The organism is Streptococcus sp. HMSC063B03, from assembly GCF_001836965.1.
Lineage (GTDB): Bacteria > Bacillota > Bacilli > Lactobacillales > Streptococcaceae > Streptococcus > Streptococcus pneumoniae_F.
This window is the reverse complement of sequence record NZ_KV831007.1, coordinates 169,997-192,718: the sequence shown is the minus strand read 5'-3', so window position 1 is coordinate 192,718 and position 22,722 is coordinate 169,997. Positions and strand designations below refer to the sequence as shown.

Genomic DNA, 22,722 nt, shown 5'->3' with positions numbered 1-22,722 from the left:
TCAAAAAAGTAAGTGAAAAAGCAACCGCACCTGCAGTTGCTTTTTATACATACTATTAGATTTGTTAGAGTGAAGTCAAAAAAGTGATTCCACCTAAAATAACACCAGCTGAATTTGGAATGATTAGTATCCAATCCTTCTTAGGTTCCTTTGTCCATCCATAAATAACCCAGATTAAGCAAGATATAGCAGCTGATAAAGGTTGAAATGGTTGAGCTTTATTTCCCTGTAAATTAGCGATAATTTGAGGTATGTAGGCAATAAATACTATGATTCCAATAAAGGCACCAATAGAACCTACGATTCGATTAATTTTTTGTTTTGTCATATTTCCCTCCAATTATAGAGTATCAAAATGATTGTATATAGGCAAGAAATATGCTCATTTGTTGTTATTCTCTGTAAAAAATAGAATAAAATGTTTACATTTATGTTTTATAAAGTATAAATGTACTGAATTTTAGATAGAGTTAAATATTTTTTACATGATTGTTTAAAGATTAAAAAATCATGGTTCTTATGATGTTGAACCATGATATGTTTCCGTTCTTCTTAATAGCGTGTTGGTCCTGCACTTGCGCTACGGATATTCAAGCGTTTCTTGAGATAGAAGCGAAGAGCTAGGAGGGCTGCTCCGATAATAGCCAGTGGCAATGGAGCAAGTACTGGGTTAAGGCTAGCTGGTAGGAAGCTTGTTGCAAAGAAGACAAGCAGCCAAAGGAACATAGAAGCTAGGATAACCAGTACAGATTTCCAGAAAGGTGGACGTTGGCTGCGGTCCATATCTGGTCCATAGTATTGGTAAACAAAGTAGTACATCAAGTAGAAGGCAAATCCACCAACCAGTCCAACTAATAGGAGAGTGACAAATCCATAGCCGAAAGCTTGATCTGCCGCAAAGAAGGTTGTGAGGGCGCTGACAAGGGCAAAGAGGCTAGTGATGAAAAGAGCTGAGTCCATAATCATGAGTTTCGGATCATCATTTTCTTTTGGATGCTCTTTTTCATATTGCTCCTTAACAGTGAAGCTATGAGCCCAGTGAGTGGGTGCACCATAGAGGGAACGAGCAGTCGTACCCTTGGCTTGCTCTTCAAGGATTTGGGGAATAACTTCCTCAAAAATAGCCTTGATTTCAGCGTCTGTTTTCCCATCTTTGATGAATTGTTGGGTAGCGATGTGGACAAACTCTTGGTTTTTCTTGGTTAATTTTTGTAGATCAATCTGAGACATAGGAACTCCTCTTAGAACCATTTTTTATGGATGAGATAGAGAGTGAGCGAGACACTCATAGCAAAAGCGATAAAGACGATTAACCAGAAGGCATTCGGCTCGCCGTTTAGGGGGATTTCATTATCCTTAAAGTTCATCCCGTAGGCAGAAAAGACCATGGTTGGGATGGACATGACGATGGTCACAAGGGCCAAGGTTTTCATGATGTTGTTCTGGTTGTTGGAAATGATAGAGGCGAAGGTCTCTGTCATAGAATGCAAGACGTTTCCATAAATGTCTGCCATCTCGATGGCCTGTTGGGTTTCAATCAGGGTGTCTTCAAGCAGGTCTTCGTCTTCAAGGTATTTCTTGATATTGCTGGTTGAGCTGGTTAATTTCTTAATCACGCGCTCATTTGTTTTGAGGGAGGCCTTGAAATAGACGATGGTTTTTTCCAATTCCATGAGCTCAATCAATTCTTCATTACGAGTTGATTGATGCAGTTGACTTTCGATTTGTTCACTCTTACGGTCAATCGAACGAAGGGCTGTTAGGTAAAGTTCTGCATTGCGATAGAGAATCTGGAAGATAAAACGTGAGCGCATGAAGGTATAGAAATTACGCAAGCGACGGTTGATAAAGACATCGAGGACCGGTAATGGTTCCAAACAAGTAGTGATAATGGTTTCCTCAGTGATGATAATACCAAGCGGGATGGTGACGTAGTAGGTGCGGTTATTTCTTTCTTCTGTGACCGGCACGTCCACGATGATCAAAGTATACTCATCTTCGATGGTAATACGAGACATTTCTTCCGCATCGAGTGGTGCACGAAGGTCGGCAATATCGATATCGAAGGCGTTAGCGATTTCGAGTGATTCATTTTGAGTCGGATTGACGAGATTGATCCAAGTACCCGGTTCAAGCGTATCGATCTCTTTAAATTCAGTTGTTGTAGAGAGAAAAACTTGTTTCATATCCCTTATCCTTTCTCATTTTTCAGATTTTTTCACACCGTACTATTATACTATAAATTCAGCCTTTTGGGTAATAGAATCTCACTTTTTTTGGTATAATGGTAAGCAATAATGGACTAGAAAGAACAAAGATGCAAGATAAAATTGTCATTCATGGGGCGCGTGCCCATAATTTAAAAAATATTGACGTGGAAATTCCACGAGACAAGTTGGTTGTCGTGACCGGCTTGTCAGGTTCAGGGAAATCCAGTCTGGCCTTTGATACCCTCTATGCGGAGGGTCAACGTCGCTATGTGGAGAGTTTGTCAGCCTACGCTCGTCAATTCTTGGGGAATATGGAGAAGCCTGATGTAGATGCTATTGATGGTCTCAGCCCCGCTATTTCCATCGACCAGAAAACGACTAGTAAAAATCCTCGCTCGACGGTGGGAACAACGACTGAAATCAATGACTATCTGCGTCTCCTCTACGCACGTGTGGGGACGCCTTACTGTATTAACGGGCATGGAGCTATCAAGGCTTCTTCTGTGGAGCAAATCGTGGATAAGGTTTTAGAATTGCCTGAACGCCAGCGCTTGCAGATCTTGGCCCCTGTCATCCGCAAGAAAAAAGGCCAACATAAGAGTGTTATTGAGAAGGTTCAGAAAGATGGGTATGTTCGTGTCCGTGTGGATGGTGAAGTCTATGATGTAACCGAAGTGCCAGAGTTGTCTAAGAGTAAGCAACACAATATCGATGTCGTGGTTGACCGTATTGTCATCAAGGAGGGCATTCGTAGTCGTCTCTTTGATTCCATTGAGGCTGCCCTTCGTATTGCAGAAGGTTATGTCATTATCGACACTATGGACGACTCTGAGTTGTTGTTTTCTGAGCATTATGCCTGTCCAGTTTGTGGCTTTACTGTTCCAGAGTTAGAGCCTCGTCTCTTCTCTTTCAATGCTCCTTTTGGCTCTTGTAGTGAGTGTGACGGTTTGGGCATCAAGCTGGAGGTGGATACTGATTTGGTAGTACCAGATGCCAGCAAAACCTTACGTGAGGGAGCCTTGGCTCCGTGGAATCCTATCTCATCCAACTACTATCCAAACATGCTAGAGCAGGCTATGACAGCCTTTGGAGTGGATATGGATAAGCCTTTTGAGGACTTGTCAGAAGAAGATAAGAACTTGATTCTCTACGGCTCAGATGGTAAGGAATTCCATTTCCACTATGAGAATGAATTTGGTGGCGTGCGCGATATCGATATTCCTTTTGAGGGAGTTGTTAATAATATCAAACGTCGCTACCATGAAACTAATAGTGACTACACTCGCACCCAGATGCGCCTTTACATGAATGAGCTGACCTGCGGAACCTGTCATGGTTACCGTCTCAATGACCAGGCCTTGTCTGTCCGTGTTGGTGGTGACCAAGGGCCGCATATCGGAGAAATTTCAGACCTGTCTATCGCAGACCACTTGGAGTTGGTGAGCCAGTTAACCTTGTCTGAAAATGAAGCCATCATTGCTCGTCCCATTCTCAAGGAAATCAAGGACCGTTTGACCTTCCTTAATAACGTGGGTCTTAACTATCTGACTCTGTCTCGTTCAGCAGGAACCCTTTCAGGTGGGGAAAGTCAGCGTATTCGTTTGGCAACACAAATTGGTTCCAACCTATCAGGCGTCCTCTATATCCTAGATGAGCCATCGATTGGGCTCCACCAGAGGGATAATGATCGCCTGATTGCCAGTCTCAAAAAGATGCGTGATTTGGGTAATACTCTCATAGTAGTGGAACATGATGAAGATACCATGCGCGAGGCGGATTATCTGATTGACGTTGGTCCCGGTGCCGGTGTTTTTGGTGGGGAGATTGTCGCTGCAGGTACGCCTAAACAGGTAGCTCGTAATAGTAAGTCTATCACAGGTCAGTACTTGTCAGGCAAACGTGCCATTCCAGTACCAGAAGAACGCCGTGTTGGTAATGGTCGTTTTATCGAGGTGACGGGAGCGCGTGAGAACAACCTGCAAAATGTCACAGCTCGCTTCCCACTAGGAAAATTCATCGCAGTGACAGGGGTGTCGGGCTCAGGGAAATCGACCCTAATCAATAGCATTCTCAAAAAAGCTATTGCCCAGAAGCTCAACCGCAATTCAGACAAACCTGGTAAGTTTAAAACGATTACAGGGATTGAGCATGTAGACCGCTTGATTGATATTGATCAGAGCCCTATCGGACGAACGCCGAGGTCTAACCCTGCTACCTATACGGGAGTTTTTGACGATATACGTGACCTCTTTGCCCAGACAAATGAGGCTAAGATTCGTGGTTACAAAAAGGGACGTTTCAGTTTCAATGTCAAGGGTGGTCGTTGTGAAGCCTGCTCAGGTGACGGGATTATCAAGATTGAGATGCACTTCTTGCCAGATGTTTACGTGGCTTGTGAAGTCTGCCACGGGACTCGCTACAATAGTGAAACCCTAGAAGTTCATTACAAGGAAAAGAATATCTCGCAGGTCTTGGACATGACTGTCAATGATGCGGTGGAATTTTTCCAACACATTCCGAAAATTCAACGCAAACTTCAGACCATCAAGGATGTAGGGCTAGGCTATGTGACGTTAGGTCAACCAGCTACCACTCTTTCTGGGGGAGAAGCCCAGCGTATGAAGCTGGCTAGCGAACTCCACAAACGCTCGACAGGTAAGTCATTCTACATTCTGGATGAGCCGACGACAGGTCTTCATACCGAGGATATCGCTCGCTTGCTTAAAGTCTTGGCTCGCTTTGTAGACGATGGCAATACAGTCCTTGTTATCGAGCACAATCTGGATGTCATTAAGACGGCAGACCATATTATTGACTTGGGACCTGAGGGCGGTGTCGGTGGTGGAACCATCATCGCAACAGGAACTCCAGAAGAAGTAGCGGCCAATGAAGCCAGCTACACAGGACATTATTTGAAAGGAAAGTTACATCATGAATAAACGTGTACAAGCATTTCTAGCTAAAATGCAAGAAAAAGAACTAGATGGCATCATTATCAACAACCTTAAAAACGTCTATTATTTGACTGATTTTTGGGGTTCAAACGGAACGGTTTTCATCAGCCGTGACCGTCAGGTCTTGGTGACAGACTCTCGCTATATCATTGCAGCTAAGCAAGAAACCAGTGGCTTTGAGATTGTGGCAGACCGTGATGAATTGGCTGTCATTGCAGGAATTGTCAAGGACATGGGCTTGTCTCGAATCGGTTTTGAGGACGAGATTTCAGTGTCTTATTATCACCGTATGCAGGCAACCTTTGAAGGAATTGACTTGCTTCCACAAACTCAGTTTGTCGAAGGTCTTCGAATGATTAAGGATGAGGCGGAGATTGCAGCTATTCGCAAGGCTTGTTCTATCTCAGACCAAGCTTTCCGCGATGCGCTTGATTTTATTAAACCAGGAAAGACTGAGATTGAGATTGCCAACTTCCTTGACTTCCGCATGCGTGAGTTGGGAGCATCTGGCTTGTCTTTTGACACCATTCTAGCTAGCGGTATCAATTCTTCTAAACCCCATGCCCATCCTATGCATAAACCAGTTGAGCTAGGAGAAGCCATTACTATGGATTTCGGTTGCCTCTATGACCACTATGTCAGCGATATGACACGAACTATCTACTTGGGGCATGTCAGTGACGAGCAGGCAGAGATTTACAATACGGTTCTCAAAGCCAACCAAGCCTTGATTGACCAGGCTAAGGCAGGATTAAGTTTCCGAGACTTTGACAAAATTCCTCGTGATATTATCATTGAGGCAGGTTATGGCGACTACTTTACTCACGGTATCGGACACGGTATTGGACTGGATATTCATGAGGAACCATACTTTAGCCAGACTTCTACAGAAACTATTAAGGCAGGTATGGCCTTGACAGATGAGCCAGGTATCTATATCGAAGGCAAATATGGCGTTCGTATCGAGGATGATATCCTGATTACAGAGTCAGGTTGTGAATTATTGACCCTTGCTCCAAAAGAGTTGATAGTCATTTAATAGTCAAGCAGCTCAAATGATTGACTTTTAAATTTTAAAGGTTTATACTGAAAGACGAAAACGGTAGGTGAGGCTACCATAGGGATACGGATGACTACCGCAAAGCAGTGGAGACACTACTCGTTGGTCAACAGTCCTGGTCGCGAAGGCCAAGACTAAGCTCATTACATTGCCCTATGGAGTTAAAGCTTGAACGAAAAACAGATAGTTAGTTTTTTAATCCTGCCATTTTATGGTGGGATTTTCTACTGTTTAAATCAAAGAAAGGAGATAGACGATGCAAATTGATGATCATCCGGAACCGCGCATACACAGCCAATCGCTGATTTGTGTCGTTCTGCCCTTATAAAGTGATTGGTCTCTGTGTATGAAACACATCATTCATACAGATAGGAGAAACCAATGAAAACTACAAAAGAAAGATTAGCAACAGCTATTCATACATCTTTAAACGAAACTCTATCTTTTTATAAGACAAGTCTAACAGGATTGACTGAGGAGCAGGTGGAGAAAAATCGTGACCTATATGGCGAAAATACCATCACAAAGGGTCAAGAAGACAGTATCCTCAAAAAGATTTACGAATCCATTATCAATCCTTTTACAATCATCTTGCTGGTCATCGCCGTGATTTCCTTGGTGACCAATGTCTGGTTGGCAAAACCAGGTCAAGAGGATCCGACGACTTCCATTATCATCGTTGTCCTAGTCCTCATTTCTGGTGGCATACGCTTTGTCCAAGAACTCCGTAGTGATAAGGCTGCGACCAATCTTTCAAAAATGATTATTAACACAGCGACTGTCATTCGTCAAGGAGAAGTTCAAGAAGTACCTATCGATGATTTGGTAGTAGGTGACGTGGTTAAATTAAGCGCTGGAGACATGATTCCAGCAGATCTTCTTTTATTTGAGTCGCGCGATTTCTTTGTACAACAGTCGGGCTTGACAGGTGAAAGTGAATCGGTTGAAAAATTGGCCTTGACCAAGGCAACAGTTCAACAATCTGATAGTCTGCTAGAAGCAGAAGCGCTCGCCTTTATGGGAACCAATGTCTTGTCTGGTAGTGCCAAGGCCGTGGTTTTAGCAGTTGGTGATGATACCATGATGGGAGCCATTGAGCAGACTTTGAACACCTATGACGAACCTACTTCGTTTGAGCGGGAGATGAATAGTATTTCGTGGCTCTTGATTCGTTTGATGTTGCTCATGGTGCCCATCGTTTTCTTGTCCAATGGTTTAACAGATGGTGACTGGCTGGAAGCTGGCGTATTTGCTTTGAGTGTTGGTGTTGGATTGACACCTGAGATGCTTCCTATGATTATCACGGCCAGTCTAGCAAAAGGCTCCATCATTATGGCCAAGGAAAAAGTGGTTATCAAGAAACTCAATGCCATACAGGACTTAGGGGCGATTGATATTTTGTGTACAGATAAGACAGGAACTCTAACACAAGACGAAATTGTCCTTGAATATCCCTTGGACATCCACGGACGCTTGGATTTGACCGTCTTGAGACGAGCTTATCTCAATTCTTATTTTCAAACGGGCTTGAAAAATTTGATGGACAGAGCCATCATCAAACGGACTGAAAAGGAAGCAAAAGAACACGCCCTCTTGCAAAATCTGGCTCAAACTTTTCAAAAAATAGATGAGCTTCCCTTTGATTTTGAACGTAGACGGATGAGTGTTATCGTTAAGGATGAACACGAAGTTGTTAGTTTGGTAACCAAGGGTGCCCTAGAGGAAATGTTGACGATTTCCAGTTATGCGGAATACCAAGGAGTGATTACTCCTTTGACAGATGTTATTAGAGAAGAAATTTTAGCAGAAGTCAGACAACTAAATCAACAAGGTTTGCGTGTCTTAGGAGTGGCCTATAAGTCAGGTTTGAGGGAAGGTCATGCCTATACAGTTGATGATGAAGGGGATATGATTCTAACTGGTTATTTAGCCTTCCTAGATCCTCCTAAACCATCTGCAGCACCAGCAATTAAGGCTCTGTTAGAGCATGGGGTTCAAACAAAGATTTTGACGGGAGACAACGAAAAAGTTACCCAAGCAGTCTGTGAAAAGGTTGGTTTGGATATCAATCAGATGTTGTTAGGGTCTGAAATTGACCAGATGAGTGATCAAGAATTGGCTCAAGCCGTAGAGGAGGTGACCGTCTTCGCCAAACTTTCTCCTGACCAAAAAGCACGAATTATTTTGCAATTTAAGGCTAACGGTCATGCTGTTGGCTATATGGGAGATGGGATCAATGATGCTCCTTCTATGAAAGTTGCAGATGTGGGGATTTCTGTTGATACAGCAGTAGATATTGCCAAAGAAACAGCTGATGTTATCCTACTTGATAAGGATCTCATGGTGCTGGAAAAAGGACTTGTTGAAGGTCGTAAGGTCTATGCCAATATGACCAAATATATCAAAATGACAGTGAGTTCTAATTTTGGGAATATCTTATCCCTTTTGGTTTCTGGAATCTTTTTACCATTTTTACCGATGGCTCCAGTCCATTTAATTATCCTAAATCTAGTCTATGATTTGTCTTGTATTGCCTTGCCTTTTGACAAGGTGGATAAAGATTTTTTGAGAAATCCGCATACCTGGGAAGCTAAGTCCATCACACGTTTCATGATTTGGATGGGACCTATCTCTTCCGCCTTTGATATTTTGACCTTTATTTTGCTCTATTTTATCATTGTACCCATGACAACAGGTCAAGCTTATGTCCATGGAGCGGAGTCTGCCGTAGGATTTATTGTCTTGTTTCAGACAGGTTGGTTTATCGAGTCCATGTGGTCGCAGACTATGGTTATCCATATGTTGCGTTCAGCCAAAATTCCTTTTTTACAAAGTCGTCCAGCTTGGCTAGTCCTTGTGACAACCTTATTGGCTGCAGCCTTTGTGACCTTCCTTCCCTACAGTCCACTAGCTAGCCTTCTTCATCTAACTCCTTTGAAGCCGATCTATTTCATCTTTTTGCTTTTCATCATCATTTTGTACATGATTAGCGTGACAATTGTGAAAAAAATCTATATCAATAAATATAAAGAATGGCTGTAAATTTCATTTTGTCAAGAAAAAAGTACGAAAATGACGAAAAAAGTCAAAAAAATTTAAAAATAGGTCGCAAGTCGGATGTTTTTTATGGTATAATAGACTAAACTGATAGTAACATGTAGCGAAAGGGGTAGGTACATGATTAAAATTTATACAGTCTCAAGTTGTACTAGCTGTAAAAAAGCAAAAACCTGGCTCAATGCCCACCAGTTAAGTTATAAAGAACAAAATCTTGGTAAAGAAGGAATTACGAGAGAAGAATTACTGGATATTCTAACCAAAACAGATAACGGAATAGCCAGCATCGTCTCATCTAAAAATCGCTATGCCAAAGCCCTTGGAGTGGATATTGAAGATTTGAGCGTCAATGAAGTCCTCAATCTGATTATGGAAACACCGAGAATTTTAAAGAGCCCAATCCTTGTAGATGAAAAACGCCTGCAAGTTGGCTATAAGGAAGACGATATTCGTGCCTTCCTACCACGCTCTGTCCGTAATGTAGAAAATGCAGAAGCACGTTTGCGTGCAGCTCTATAAACATCAAGGCTGGGAGCAACTCCCAGTCTTATTCTATTTGAATTTCAAAAAGAAAGAAGAAAGAAATGAAAAAAATAGTTCTTGTTAGTCTAGCTTTCCTTTTTGTCCTGGTTGGTTGCGGGCAGAAAAAAGAAACTGGAACAGCTACAAAAACAGAAAAGGATACGCTTCAGTCGGCATTACCAGTTATTGAAAATGCCGAGAAGAATACAGTTGTGACCAAGACTTTGGTCTTGCCAAAGTCAGATGATGGCAGTCAGCAGATTCAAACGGTCACATATAAAGGAAAACAATTTTTAAGTTTGACTATTATTCAAAAAAGACCAGTTACCGATGAATTGAAGACTTTTGTAACTGAGCATGGTGTAGAGGCTACCCAAAAAGCACTCATTGAAGCTGAAGGTAAAGATACCTCAATTCAGGAAGCGCGCAAGTTGCCAGGTTTTACACTTGAGACGAAGCTACTAAGTGAAACAGAAATTCAAACAACAACTACTTATGATTTTCAGGTTTTAGATATCAAAAAAGCTTCACAGGTTGAATATTTAAAGAATATTGGCTTGGAAAATCTTTTGAAAAATGAACCGAGTCAATATGTAGCAGACAGATTGGCAAATGGCGCGACAGAACAGTAGAAAATCCAAATAAATAGACTGCCTGAATTGTAGAACGTAAGGAATTATGCTATAATGGTACTATTCTAAGGAAAGAGGGTGTTAGAATGGGATTTACTGAAGAAACAGTACGTTTTAAATTGGACGATTCCAATAAAAAAGAAATTAGCGAAACTCTGACTGATGTTTATGCTTCGTTGAACGATAAGGGCTACAACCCAATTAACCAAATCGTAGGTTACGTATTGAGTGGAGACCCTGCCTACGTTCCTCGTTATAATAATGCACGAAATCAAATCCGTAAGTATGAGCGTGATGAAATCGTTGAGGAATTGGTCCGCTACTACCTAAAAGGACAAGGAGTCGATCTATAACCTATGAGAATTATGGGATTGGACGTCGGTTCAAAAACGGTAGGGGTGGCCATTAGCGATCCGCTTGGTTTTACGGCTCAAGGACTTGAAATCATCCAAATCAATGAGGAGCAAGGTCAATTTGGTTTTGACCGCGTTAAGGAGTTGGTTGACACATACAAGGTGGAACGATTTATAGTGGGCTTGCCTAAAAACATGAACAATACAAGCGGACCGCGCGTGGAAGCTAGTCAAGCCTACGGAGCAAAGCTGGAAGAGCTTTTTGGTTTACCAGTAGACTATCAAGATGAACGCTTGACAACAGTTGCCGCAGAGCGTATGTTGATTGAACAAGCAGATATTAGCCGTAACAAGCGCAAGAAAGTCATTGATAAATTAGCAGCTCAGCTGATTTTACAAAATTATTTAGATAGAAAATTTTAATACAAAGGAGAGGCTATGTCACACGATCATAACCACGACCACGAAGAACGTGAACTAATCACACTAGTAGATGAACAAGGAAACGAAACCTTGTTTGAAATCCTTTTGACCATTGACGGAAAAGAAGAATTTGGTAAAAACTATGTTCTTCTAGTACCAGTTAACGCAGAAGAAGACGAAGACGGACAAGTTGAAATCCAGGCTTACTCATTCATCGAAAATGAAGATGGAACAGAAGGCGAATTGCAACCAATCCCAGAAGACTCAGAAGACGAATGGAACATGATTGAAGAAGTCTTCAACAGCTTTATGGAGGAGTGATACAGTCTGGGAGACTGTATCACCCCAACTCCTAGAAATTAGAAGAGTTGGAACATCCAGTGGATGTTTTTAGCCCAGCTCTTTGAAATAAAAAAGAGCTGGTAAGTCCGGGGACGTTTTTACCCTTACGCTAAAAATAAAGACCGTAAGTAAGTCTGGGAGACTGTATCAGCCCAACTCCCAGAAACTGGGAAGAGTTGGAACGTCCGGGGGACGTTTTTAGCCCTGCGCTAGAAATTAGAAACGCAGGCACATTCAGTGGACGTGTTTACCCCACGTTAACTTCATAGTAGCTAGTTATTAGCTAACCAGGTAAGAGGTCGGGACGAAAATCCTGTCCTCGTTTTTGTTTGTTATGAGACTTTATTGAAGCAGTTGATTGAACCTGTAATTAAGGAGATATATATGTTTGAAGTAGAACAATGGCTTCACAGTCGGATTGGTTTGAATTTTCGATCAGGTTTGGACCGAATGCAACAAGCGGTGGATTTGTTAGGAAATCCCGAGAAGTCTTATCCTATTATCCACGTCACTGGGACTAATGGGAAAGGATCTACCATTGCTTTTATGAGGGAGTTATTTATGGGGCATGGCAAAAAAGTTGCGACCTTTACCTCCCCTCATATCATCTCTATCAATGACCGAATCTGCATTAACGGGCAACCAATAGCTGATGCAGACTTCATCCGTTTGGCTAATCAGGTCAAGGAGATGGAGAAAACGCTTCTGCAAACCCATGATCAGTTGTCCTTTTTTGAATTGCTGACCTTGATTGCTTTTCTTTATTTTAGGGAGCAAGAGGTGGATTTGGTTTTATTAGAAGTGGGAATTGGTGGCTTACTTGACACGACTAATGTGGTAACTGGAGAGATTGCTGTCATCACCTCCATCGGACTTGACCATCAGGAGACCTTGGGCGATAGTCTAGAAGCAATTGCAAAGCAGAAAGCTGGTATTTTTAAGGCTGGTAAAAAGGCAGTGATTGCTGAGTTGCCTTCAGAAGCTAGGCTTGTTTGTCAGAAAAAAGCAGACTCTTTAGCTGTTGCCCTTTATCAGGCAGGTCAGGATTTTTCAATGCTGAATGGTGATTTTTCAAGTTCTTTACTAAATATTTCACAGCTGAAAATAGGCTTGGAAGGAGCCTATCAGCAGGAGAATGCGGCTTTGGCGTTGCAAACTTTTCTTCTCTTTATGAGAGAAGGAAAGGAATCTATTGATGAGCAGGCTGTAAGACAGGCTTTGGAGAAGACCCATTGGGCTGGTCGTTTGGAGCGTATTCGTTCTCAGATTTATTTGGACGGTGCTCATAACCTCCCTGCCTTGAATCGCTTGATTGAATTTATCAAAGAAAAAGAGCAGGAAGGTTATCGTCCTCAAATCCTATTTGGAGCCTTGAAACGTAAGGATTATCAAGGGATGTTGGCTTATCTGACTGAAAATTTGCCCCAGGTGGAACTCAAGGTAACTGGCTTTGACTACCAGGGTTCTTTAGATGAGACAGATATAACAGGTTACGATGTAATTCCTTCTTATCGCGAATTTATTAGCAATTTTGAAGCAAGAGCAGATACTCAAGACTTGTTATTCATTACAGGGTCTCTCTATTTTATCTCAGAAGTACGGGGCTACTTGCTGGCCCATGAGCAGATGAATTGACCTCCTTTTTTGAACTTGTTATACTAGTGGAACTACCAGTTAGAAGAAACATTCTCTAAATTGGTAGCAGAAAGGAAATTCATCATGAAATTAAAAAGATTCAAACTTTCTCTTGCTTCTCTAGCAAGTCTTAGTCTCCTAGTAGCTTGTTCACAAAGAGCTCAACAGGTTCAACAACCAGCAGCTCAATCGCAAACTCAACAAACTCAGCAATCACAACCTGCTGCTTCATCTTCAGCAGAAAATTCAAACCAGACAGCAACAAGTTCTCCACAAAATACAGTTACAGCTCAACCAACCAATATTGATGGAACTTATACTGGTCAGGACGAAGGAGACCGTATCACTTTAGTAGTAACTGGAACAACTGGTACATGGACACAGGTAGAAACTGACGGAGATCAAGAAATCAAGCAGGTTAGCTTTGATGCCACTAATCAACGCATGATTATTGAGGATGATGTCAAGATTTATGCAATCAATGGAAATCAGATGATTATTGACGATATGGATAGAGAAGCGTCTGATCGCATTGTTTTATCTAAGTAAAGCTTATTTATCAAAAATTCCGATAAGATGAAAGATATTTGATGTATTACTCGATAAAAGTTAGATAGATTATACACATAAAGGAATGGGTCTTATACAAGATTCATTCCTTTTCCTTAAATATAAGTTCCACTTTTAGGAGTGGTACTCTTTTTGAGTAGTTCTTTTTAAAAAAATTTGTTATGCTAGATTTATGAAGAGAATCAAAATCGATGTGGTAGTACTCCCTTTAAGTGGACATCTCTTCTCAACCCTGAATTTACTCGCACCTTTGTTGAAGGATCCTTTGTATGATATTCGATTATTCACAGGACCGCAACGAAAAGCTGTCGCAGAGGAGATGGGATTCCAGGTACTTCCTATTTTAGAAAATTTTGTAGATGAGTTTGAGCGTGTAGCCAACAATGAAGGGCAGCTGAATCTTATTTCTGCTTATCGGCAGTTGTCAACTAGTCTGGATTTGATCAATGTAGTGTCAGACCAACTAATACAAGAATGGGAGAAAAATCGACCAGATATTGTTATTGCGGATTTTATAACCCTCTCTGGAGGACTAGTGGCGGAACAGTTGGGAATTCCTTGGATAACAACCATGGCGACACAGTTTGCCATTGAAACGACAGATGGACCGCCTTGTTTCTTTGGAGGAATGGGCAGTCCAAAGAATCCTTTTCAGTCTGCCCAGCAATGGCTAGGAAGAAAAGGGACTCGTTTAGGAAAACGAATCGTAACCTTTTTATTGAGAGAACGCTTGAAACGTTACGATTTTAAGCTCTACAATCAAAAAAATCAGGAAACCATTTATTCACCCTATTCCATCTTGGGAATTGGGATGAAAGAGTTGGAGCTGAAAAGTGGTTTTCCAGAGCATTACCTTTGGGTGGGGCCTTTTGGCTCTTCGATCGAGAGAGCAGAGAATTATCCTCTCGATTTGTCTCCCTATGCAAGTTATAAAAAAGTCCTCGTATCCTGTGGAACTCAGCTAGCGTGGGCTAAAGATAACCTCCTCTACCAGACCCAACAATTGGCAAAAGCCCATCCTGACTGTTACTTTTTTGTGACTCTGGGGTTTGGTGGACAAGACTTCCAATGTGAGGAGCTCATGGACAATGTTTCTGTAGTATCCTATCTTCCCTATAAGGAATACATTCCCCAGATGGACTATGTGATTCATCACGGAGGTGCGGGTATTTTTTACCAATGTATTATCTATGGCAAGCCTGCCTTAATTCTCCCTCATGACTATGATCAGTATGACTATGCGGTTCGCGGGCTAGAGGCAGGGATTGCCCTGACTGCTAAACGAGAGGACACGGAAGCGATTGGACGCGCTTTTGATGAGCTATTGGCTAGAGATGGCTGGTCAGACTTGAACAAACTCAGTCGTGTAGCTCAAGACTATCAGCCAACAGAAATCCTCAAGAATGAAATATATCGACTCTTGGGGGGATAAGGAGAAATAAAACATGAAGAAAGTATTGGTAACAGGTGCTACGGGCTTTTTAGGTAAGTATGTTGTTGAAGAGCTCAGTCAGTATGGCTATCAGGTACGAGCTTTTGGACGTAATCGCAAGATTGGTCAGTCTTTAGAGAACTCCTCTGTGGCATTTTTCCAGGGAGATTTGACCAAGCAAGAGGATCTGACTCAGGCTTGTCAGGGTATGGACATGGTTGTGCATGCTGGAGCTCTTTCTACCGTCTGGGGACCTTGGGAAGATTTCTACCAGACAAATGTCTTAGGGACCAAGTATGTTCTGGATGCTTGTCGAGAGGATGGTATTCAGCGTTTGGTTTATGTGTCCTCGCCTAGCATATATGCTGCGCCTCGAGACCAGATAGCTATCAAAGAAAGCGATGCGCCTCAGGAAAATAATCTGAACAACTATATTCGTAGTAAACTAGCTTCGGAGAAGCTGTTTAAGGATTATCCCGATGTTCCGAGTATTATCTTACGACCTCGTGGGCTTTTTGGGATTGGGGATACCAGTATTTTACCTCGGGTTCTTAAACTCAGTCAGAAGATTGGTATTCCCTTGATAGGGGATGGCCGTCAGCTGATGGACATGACCTGTGTGGAAAATGTTGCTCTGGCCATTCGCTTGGCTCTAGAGGCTCCTCAAGCTAGTGGCGAAGTCTATAATATTACCAACGGGGAACCAAGAGCCTTTAAGGATCTGATAGAAGAAACCTTGAGAGGGCTTGGCTATTCGATAACATACAGAAAAGTGCCGGCTCCTCTTCTTTCAGTTATTGCAAGTAGTTTAGAGTTTCTGTATAATATCTTGAAACTTAAAGGTGAGCCGGCTCTAACACGCTATACCTATTACTTGCTGAGGTATAGCCAGACGCTGGACATCAGCAAGGCGGAGCGAGACTTGGGCTATCGCCCTCAAATCAGTATTTCGGAAGGGATTGAACAGTATGTCAAAGATTATAGAAAGCATTGATTATTTCCCAGCAGGATATTGCACGAGTTATACAGGTTTGCTATTTAAGGGAATCAAGAATAAAAAGATGACCTTTCCAGCCGGGGTTTTTCTTATCAAACATAGGGAGAAGGGATACCTCCTCTATGATACGGGCTACCATTACGATATTAAGACTCAGATTCGTTATGGTTTCTATCGTTTGGGAACACCTGTTCAAATGACGGAGAAGGACCAGATTTCATATTTGCTGAAAGCTAAGGGAATTAAACCAGAAGAAATTAATTATATCATCCTATCTCACCTGCATCCAGATCATTTGGGAGGGGCTAGCTTCTTCCCTCATGCAACTTTTATCTTGACTCAGGAAGTGTATGATGTTTACAAGAAACCGACACTGAAAGACTTGATTTTCAAGGAATTTTTGCCAGCTTCTTTTGAAAAAAATCTAACCATTATTAGAGCTGACCAGCAAGATTCAACCTTTCCCTATCGTCCGACTAGTGACCTTTTTGGAGATGGAAGTATTCTAGTAGCTTCTGTTGATGGGCATGCAAGGGGGCAAGCTTGTCTGTACCTTCCAGACTTTAATCTCCTCATCGCAGCAGATCTCTGTTGGGGAATTGACCTTTTGCCTTACACCAAGCAGATGCTCCTGATTCCTTCCTTGGTTCAGGACAATAAGGCAGACTATATCAAGGGGACAGAGTTTTTGGAGGAGGTCTTGAGAGATGGTATTGAAGTAGTTGTTAGCCATGACCCTGTAGAAAGGATAGAACGTATCATATATGAAAAAAGGAACCTTTCTTAAAACCTTTATCCAAACTCGCTGGCTTCATAACTTCAAATCTCGAGAAGCTGTAGAGAACTATCAGAAAAAGCAATTAGCTAACTATATGAACTTTTTAAAGCGAGAGTCGCCCTACTTTAAAAATGGGATTCCTAGTGACTTTGACCATATGGACAAGGCTTTTATGATGGAGCATTTCAACGAGCTCAACACCCAAGGAGTAGATCGGGATGAAGCCTTGGCCTTGGCTATTGAAAGTGAAAAGACTCGTGATTTCACTGAACTCAAAGGCGATGTGGCAGTCGGACTGTCTTCAGGGACATCTGGACATCGGGGGCTTTTTATCACAACGGAGAAAGAGCGAAGTATGTGGGCAGCAGCTATCTTAGCTAAGATGTTACCCAAGGGCCAGCTTTTTGGACACCGAATCGCCTTTTTCCTGAGAGCTGATAATGAACTCTATCAGACCATCAATACGGCACTTATTCGTTTGGAGTATTTTGATATTTTTAAACCTACAGATGTCCATATTGAGCGGCTGAATACCTACCAGCCGACGATTGTTGTGGCACCAGCCTCTATGTTGATTGAATTGAGCAAGCGTCTCAAGGCTGGAGAGTTAGCTATCCACCCACAAAAAATCGTTTCGGTGGCAGAAATCTTGGAAGATAATGATAGGGAACTCATCGCAGAAGCCTTTTCTCTATCCATTATTGACCAAGTTTATCAGGCAACCGAAGGTTTCCTAGCTTGCACTTGCTCAGCTGGAAATCTGCATCTCAACGAAGACATTATACTTGTGGAAAAGCAGTATCTGGATGACCGCCGTTTTTATCCAGTGATTACGGACTTTAAACGAAGTAGTCAGCCTGTTTATCGCTACCAGCTCAATGATATCTTGGTTGAAAATCCGAAGACTTGTCCGTGTGGCTCCTGCTATACACGAATTGACAAGGTCGAAGGACGCTCTGACGACATCTTCTATTTCGATGGACTGGATGGGGGACAGGTGACCATCTATCCAGACTTTATCAGACGTTGCATCCTCTTTGTGGAGAATATAGGAGATTACCAAGTCAAACAATATTCTGAGAAGTTAGTGGAAGTTTGTCTAAACCAACGAGATGAGAGCATGGAGACAGCTATTTTAGTACAGTTTCAACTCCTGGCCCAGCAAAAGCAGTTTATAGTTCCCGAAATTCAATTTTCAGATTATCACTGGGATACTAGCCATAAACTCAAACGAATCCAACGTTTATGAAAGGATAAAAGACAATGACAGAAGTAAAAAGACATGTAGAAATTGCAGGATATGGTGTTTGCCTTCCAAAGCATACCGTCCAATTCAAAGACCAGACGCGTTATCGTGTAGTTGAAAATGAAGAAACGCAGTTAGATTTAGCAGAGGTAGCAATTCAGAGAGCACTCGAATATGCAAACTTAGATATTAAAGATATCGATTGCCTTGTATCAGCTAGTGCAGTTGGTGTTCAGCCTATTCCTTGTACGGCTGCCTTGATTCATGAGCGCGTGGCAAAAGGACTCTCAATCCCAGCTATGGATATCAATACGACCTGTACTAGCTTTATTTCTGCTCTATCGACTATGTCCCACTTGATCGAGGCAGGCGAATACAATCGTGTCTTAATTGTGTCTAGTGAGGTTGGTAGTTTAGGGCTCAATCCTAAGCAAAAAGAAAGTTTTGAACTCTTTAGTGATGGGGCGGCAGCCTTTATTTTCCAAAAAAGCCATCAGGAAAAAGGGGTCATTGCTAGTCTCCAACGTACTTGGTCAGAAGGAGCACACGATACGGAGATTCGTGGAGGTCTGACTTCTTTTCAACCAAAAGAGTACTCTGAAGCGACTAAGACCAACTATATGTTTGATATGAAAGGTAAGAAAATTCTCCTCTTATCTGCTCGTAAAATTCCAGTCATGTTTGAAGAGTTTCAAGAAAAAACGCAGCTAGCATTGTCAGATGTGGACTATATTATTCCCCATCAAGCAAGTCGTGCCCTTCCTTTAGTTATGGAAAAACTAGGTGTTGCGGAGGAACAATATCTCAATCTTGTCACTGATTATGGAAATATGGTGTCAGTATCTGTACCGTTTGGCTTGGCTTATTCATTAGAACAAGGGCTTGTTAAGGAGGGAGATGTCATCTATCTTATGGGAACTGCAGCCGGTATGACGGTCAATATGTTGGCTCTCAAACTGTAATACGCATATGAGATCATAATGGTTGAAACTTTAGCAAGAGTAAATTGTTGCCATCTAGCTATGAACTGATGTATACTAGTGGAAACATCTATTAATTAGGTGGTAAGGGGGAAGGTTAAAAGAAAGGGGATGTATGAAATATAGAAAATTTCAATTATTGATGTCCAAGTATGGCTTTAGTCTTTCGATTATGCTACTTGAACTTTGTCTTGTTTTTGGTCTCTTTCTCTATTTAGGGCGCATGGCCCCTATTCTATGGGTAATTGTCTTAATTTTTATGAGTATGGCGACTATTGTCGCAATTGTCAATCGCTCAATGGCGCCTGAAAGTAAAGTAATGTGGTTAGTGGTGACTTTTGTTCCTGTCATTGGCCCCTTGCTCTATCTGATGTTTGGTGAAAGGCGATTGTCTAAAAAAGAAATCAAGCAGTTGGACAAACTTGGTTCCATGCATTTTCGGGAGGATAACAGTAAAACTCTCCGCCAGAAATTGAAGGAAGATGATAAGGCAGCTTACGGAGTTATCAAATCTTTGTTGAGTATGGATAGCAATGCCGATGTCTATAATCGAACAGACTCACAATTCTTTTCTTCGGGTGAAAGGATGTGGCAATATATGTTGGAAGACCTCAAGAAAGCTGAAAAGTTTATCTTTCTAGAGTACTATATTGTCGAAGAAGGTCTGATGTGGAATAGCATACTAGACATACTAGAGCAAAAGGCAGCTCAAGGTGTAGAGGTCAAGATGCTCTATGATGATATCGGCTGTATGGCGACTTTGCCTGGAGACTATACTATTCAGCTTCGTAGTCGAGGAATTGAAGCACATAAGTTTAACAAGGTGATTCCTCGCTTGACGGTGGCTTACAACAATCGGGACCATCGTAAAATCCTTGTCATAGATGGTCAGGTAGCCTATACAGGAGGCATTAACTTAGCCGATGAGTACATCAATCATGTAGAACGCTTTGGCTATTGGAAGGACAGTGGGATTCGCTTAGATGGCCCTGGTGTCAAGGCTCTCACCCGTCTCTTTTTGATGACTTGGTATATCAATCGTGGGGAAATCAGCGATTTTGACCAGTATCACTTGGAAAATCAGCCTTGTTCTGGCCAAGGGCTCTGCATTCCTTACGGTAGTGGACCCAAGCCCATCTTCCGTACCCAGGTAGGGAAAAAAGTCTATCAAAGTTTGATTAATCAGGCCACTGATTCAGTCTATATTACAACGCCCTATTTGATTATTGACTATGACTTAACAGAGAGTATTAAAAACGCGGCCATGAGGGGTGTCGATGTCCGCATCGTGACTCCTTTCATTCCAGATAAAAAATTAATCCAGCTCATCACAAGAGGGGCCTATCCGGATCTTTTGTCAGCAGGAGTCAGGATTTTTGAGTATAGTCCAGGCTTCATCCACAGTAAACAAATCCTAGTGGATAAGGACTTTGCTGCAGTTGGGACCATTAACTTAGATTATAGAAGTTTGCTTCACCACTATGAAAATGCAGTCTTGCTATATAAAACAGAATCAATCACAGAGATTCAGAAAGACTTTCAGGAGATTTTTTCGGTATCGCAAGAAATTTTCCCTCATACGATAAAAAATAGCTGGTATCAGAAATTAATTAAGGAAATTGCCCAGTTATTCGCCCCTATCTTATAAGAAATCTAGGACTGAGGATACAAACCAGTCCTATTTTTCTTGGCTTTTACGAATAAGAAGATATAGGAGGGAAGATGCTAACTCAGAAAGAATTAAACTATATCACGACATTTAAACAGACACATTTACACCGATTTCGGGAAATTGAAACCTTTGTGAAACTATGCAAAAAATCACTCAAACAGCCATCGCAAGCTGACAATTCTAGGTCTTTTTGATATACTAAGACAGATAAATTGAATAGGAGAAACGACATGGCTGTATATGGCAGAATCGAAGAAGTATCCGAAACGATACAGAGTAATGAAATTGAAAATAGATTGGATAGGAACCTTGGATCTCATGTAGAAAAAGAAGAACAGGTAGCTTTCCCGTTTTTCAGACTCATCATTGGAAGTACGATTGCAACGGTTTTTTCTGTAGTGATACCTTTACTTTTAGATATGGTAAGTCCTTCTCAGGCGCAGGATTTGTATATTGGGTGGACTTTACATCAGGGAGGACAGCTCTACAGTAGCTATTATGCTAGTCAAGGTCTACTTTATTATTTACTACTTTACATCACCAAAGGAGGCATTCTTTTTGCCTTTGTGGAATGGCTAGCCCTCTTAGGAGGAGGTTATTTCCTTTTTTCTTCAACTGACTATCTGACGGGACAAAGGGAGCAAGCCAAACAACTCCTAACCATATTTTATATTTTGGTATCCGGTCTTGGTTTTGGCGGAGGCTACGCTACTATCTTAGCTCTACCGTTCTTATTTGCAGGCTTTTCTTTAGTAGCACGCTATCTATCAAATCCTAATCATGACAAGGGATTTCTACGTCTGGGGATTTTCTTGGCCCTATCATTTTTCATACAGCCTCTTACAAGTCTTCTTTTTACTGCAGTAGTAACAATTGGTTTATTTGTCTTTAATGTTGGGCATGGGCGCTTTGCTCATGGAGTTTATCAGTTTTTTGCAGCAATACTTGGCTTTTCTCTCATCTTTTACCCAGTAGGATACTATGTTCTTGCTTCAGGTGGTTTTGGAGAAGCTCTAGGAAGTCTTTTATATCCGATTGATTCCCTTCAGATGTTTACCAATTCCCAACTAATAGATCATCTTTTATTCTATGGTTTGTTGACCTTTGGCTTAGGTGCTCTTGTCCTTGTTTTTCTGGGCTTATTCCAATCAAAGGCATCGAGATTATATGTTATTTCAGTACCAACTAGCTTTGTTTTCTTATTTGCACTAGTCTTGCTGATTTTTTCTCAAGAACCTCTTCACGGTTCGCGTTTGATTCTAATCCTTCCATTTTTACTCCTTCTTTTGATGACCAGTATTCGTGGGAAACATTCAGCTAGAGGAGCTCGTCGTCGGAGCAGAGAAGAAGTTCCTACTTTATGGAAAAAATTTATGAAGGGGAATCTCTACTTACCAATTCTCGTTGTGGTTTACCTGATTGTAATTCCTTTTATATCTCGTTTTGTCTTTCATCCGGCTTCTTATGGAGAACAACATCAAGTAGTAGATAGAGTCAAACAAGAGACAAGTGAGGGAGACCAAATCTATATCTGGGATTCTCATGTTCAGATGTATAAGGAAAGCCAGCGTTTGGCTGGATCCATGTTCACATCACCTCTTCTTTACACGAATACAGAAGAAAATAAAGCCAGCTTGATTCATGACTTGAAAGAAAATCAACCTAAGTTGATAGTGGTGAACGACAAGGTGGCGCTCTGGTCTGAAGTGGAAACACTCTTGAAAGAAAATTATCAACAAGTAAAGACCGATTACTCAGAATTCAAAGTCTATAAAATCAAATAGCTAAATCAATATCTTGTGTATTTTTAAAAATTTTAGGATTTTTAACACAAGATATTGATTTTTCTTTTTAGAGTG

General features: G+C 41.6%; 20 protein-coding genes and 1 riboswitch. Of the genes, 17 read left to right on the top strand and 3 right to left on the bottom strand.

What is annotated here, in order from left to right:
- Positions 1-64: 64 nt before the first annotated feature.
- The 3 genes from HMPREF2628_RS01005 to HMPREF2628_RS00995 form a co-directional block, all read right to left on the bottom strand.
- Positions 65-328 (bottom strand): SemiSWEET family transporter, encoded by a 264-nt coding sequence (locus HMPREF2628_RS01005; protein ID WP_000166114.1) that lies wholly within the window; start codon positions 326-328, stop codon positions 65-67.
- Between the two features lie 224 nt (positions 329-552).
- A complete protein-coding gene (locus HMPREF2628_RS01000) occupies positions 553-1,230 on the bottom strand; it encodes a DUF1129 domain-containing protein (protein WP_000078011.1) in 678 nt (225 codons plus the stop codon).
- 11 nt (positions 1,231-1,241) lie between these two features.
- Positions 1,242-2,186, bottom strand: a complete 945-nt coding sequence (locus HMPREF2628_RS00995; RefSeq protein WP_000815623.1) for a magnesium transporter CorA family protein — start codon at positions 2,184-2,186, stop codon at positions 1,242-1,244.
- Positions 2,187-2,317: 131 nt separating this feature from the next.
- Here HMPREF2628_RS00995 and uvrA point away from each other — a divergent pair, with 131 nt between their 5' ends.
- The 17 genes from uvrA to HMPREF2628_RS00905 all read left to right on the top strand — a co-directional run bounded on the left by uvrA (position 2,318) and on the right by HMPREF2628_RS00905 (position 22,647).
- Entirely contained in the window at positions 2,318-5,149 is a 2,832-nt protein-coding gene (gene uvrA, locus HMPREF2628_RS00990; RefSeq protein WP_049502619.1) for an excinuclease ABC subunit UvrA, read from the top strand.
- Positions 5,142-6,203 carry a M24 family metallopeptidase gene (locus HMPREF2628_RS00985; RefSeq protein WP_070842082.1) on the top strand — a complete coding sequence of 354 codons (1,062 nt, stop codon included), beginning with the start codon at positions 5,142-5,144 and terminating at the stop codon, positions 6,201-6,203. The genes uvrA and HMPREF2628_RS00985 overlap by 8 nt, the downstream gene beginning before the upstream one ends.
- Before the next feature lie 56 nt (positions 6,204-6,259).
- Positions 6,260-6,412: riboswitch (M-box (ykoK) riboswitch) on the top strand.
- A gap of 193 nt (positions 6,413-6,605) precedes the next feature.
- On the top strand, positions 6,606-9,266 hold the full coding sequence (gene mgtA, locus HMPREF2628_RS00980; protein WP_070842081.1) for a magnesium-translocating P-type ATPase: 2,661 nt from the start codon (positions 6,606-6,608) through the stop codon (positions 9,264-9,266).
- Between the two features lie 135 nt (positions 9,267-9,401).
- Positions 9,402-9,800: a transcriptional regulator Spx gene (gene spx, locus HMPREF2628_RS00975; protein WP_000591165.1), complete on the top strand. Its 399-nt coding sequence runs from the start codon at positions 9,402-9,404 to the stop codon at positions 9,798-9,800.
- A 65-nt stretch (positions 9,801-9,865) separates the two neighbouring features.
- Positions 9,866-10,435, top strand: coding sequence for an SP0191 family lipoprotein (locus tag HMPREF2628_RS00970; protein ID WP_070842080.1), 570 nt, complete (start codon positions 9,866-9,868; stop codon positions 10,433-10,435).
- A gap of 86 nt (positions 10,436-10,521) precedes the next feature.
- Entirely contained in the window at positions 10,522-10,788 is a 267-nt protein-coding gene (locus HMPREF2628_RS00965) for an IreB family regulatory phosphoprotein (protein WP_000507059.1), read from the top strand.
- 3 nt (positions 10,789-10,791) lie between these two features.
- Complete coding sequence (ruvX, locus tag HMPREF2628_RS00960; protein WP_070842079.1) at positions 10,792-11,211, top strand: Holliday junction resolvase RuvX; 420 nt, start codon at positions 10,792-10,794, stop codon at positions 11,209-11,211.
- Positions 11,212-11,226: 15 nt separating this feature from the next.
- Positions 11,227-11,532 (top strand): DUF1292 domain-containing protein, encoded by a 306-nt coding sequence (locus HMPREF2628_RS00955; protein ID WP_000017620.1) that lies wholly within the window; start codon positions 11,227-11,229, stop codon positions 11,530-11,532.
- A gap of 405 nt (positions 11,533-11,937) precedes the next feature.
- Positions 11,938-13,188, top strand: a complete 1,251-nt coding sequence (locus HMPREF2628_RS00950) for a folylpolyglutamate synthase/dihydrofolate synthase family protein (protein WP_070842078.1) — start codon at positions 11,938-11,940, stop codon at positions 13,186-13,188.
- An 84-nt stretch (positions 13,189-13,272) separates the two neighbouring features.
- Entirely contained in the window at positions 13,273-13,737 is a 465-nt protein-coding gene (locus tag HMPREF2628_RS00945) for an SP_0198 family lipoprotein (protein WP_070842077.1), read from the top strand.
- 193 nt (positions 13,738-13,930) lie between these two features.
- A complete protein-coding gene (locus HMPREF2628_RS00940; RefSeq protein ID WP_070842076.1) occupies positions 13,931-15,190 on the top strand; it encodes a glycosyltransferase in 1,260 nt (419 codons plus the stop codon).
- A 13-nt stretch (positions 15,191-15,203) separates the two neighbouring features.
- Positions 15,204-16,184, top strand: a complete 981-nt coding sequence (locus HMPREF2628_RS00935) for an NAD-dependent epimerase/dehydratase family protein (RefSeq protein ID WP_049552553.1) — start codon at positions 15,204-15,206, stop codon at positions 16,182-16,184.
- Positions 16,159-16,974, top strand: coding sequence for an MBL fold metallo-hydrolase (locus HMPREF2628_RS00930; protein ID WP_042751751.1), 816 nt, complete (start codon positions 16,159-16,161; stop codon positions 16,972-16,974). The genes HMPREF2628_RS00935 and HMPREF2628_RS00930 overlap by 26 nt, the downstream gene beginning before the upstream one ends.
- Positions 16,952-18,214: a F390 synthetase-related protein gene (locus HMPREF2628_RS00925; RefSeq protein WP_061589625.1), complete on the top strand. Its 1,263-nt coding sequence runs from the start codon at positions 16,952-16,954 to the stop codon at positions 18,212-18,214. Before HMPREF2628_RS00930 ends, HMPREF2628_RS00925 begins: the two co-directional genes overlap by 23 nt.
- 14 nt (positions 18,215-18,228) lie before the next feature.
- Positions 18,229-19,173 carry a 3-oxoacyl-[acyl-carrier-protein] synthase III C-terminal domain-containing protein gene (locus tag HMPREF2628_RS00920; RefSeq protein WP_049552550.1) on the top strand — a complete coding sequence of 315 codons (945 nt, stop codon included), beginning with the start codon at positions 18,229-18,231 and terminating at the stop codon, positions 19,171-19,173.
- A 133-nt stretch (positions 19,174-19,306) separates the two neighbouring features.
- Positions 19,307-20,839: a cardiolipin synthase gene (cls, locus tag HMPREF2628_RS00915; RefSeq protein WP_070842075.1), complete on the top strand. Its 1,533-nt coding sequence runs from the start codon at positions 19,307-19,309 to the stop codon at positions 20,837-20,839.
- A 254-nt stretch (positions 20,840-21,093) separates the two neighbouring features.
- Positions 21,094-22,647: a damage-inducible protein CinA gene (locus tag HMPREF2628_RS00905; protein WP_070842074.1), complete on the top strand. Its 1,554-nt coding sequence runs from the start codon at positions 21,094-21,096 to the stop codon at positions 22,645-22,647.
- Positions 22,648-22,722 lie beyond the last annotated feature (75 nt).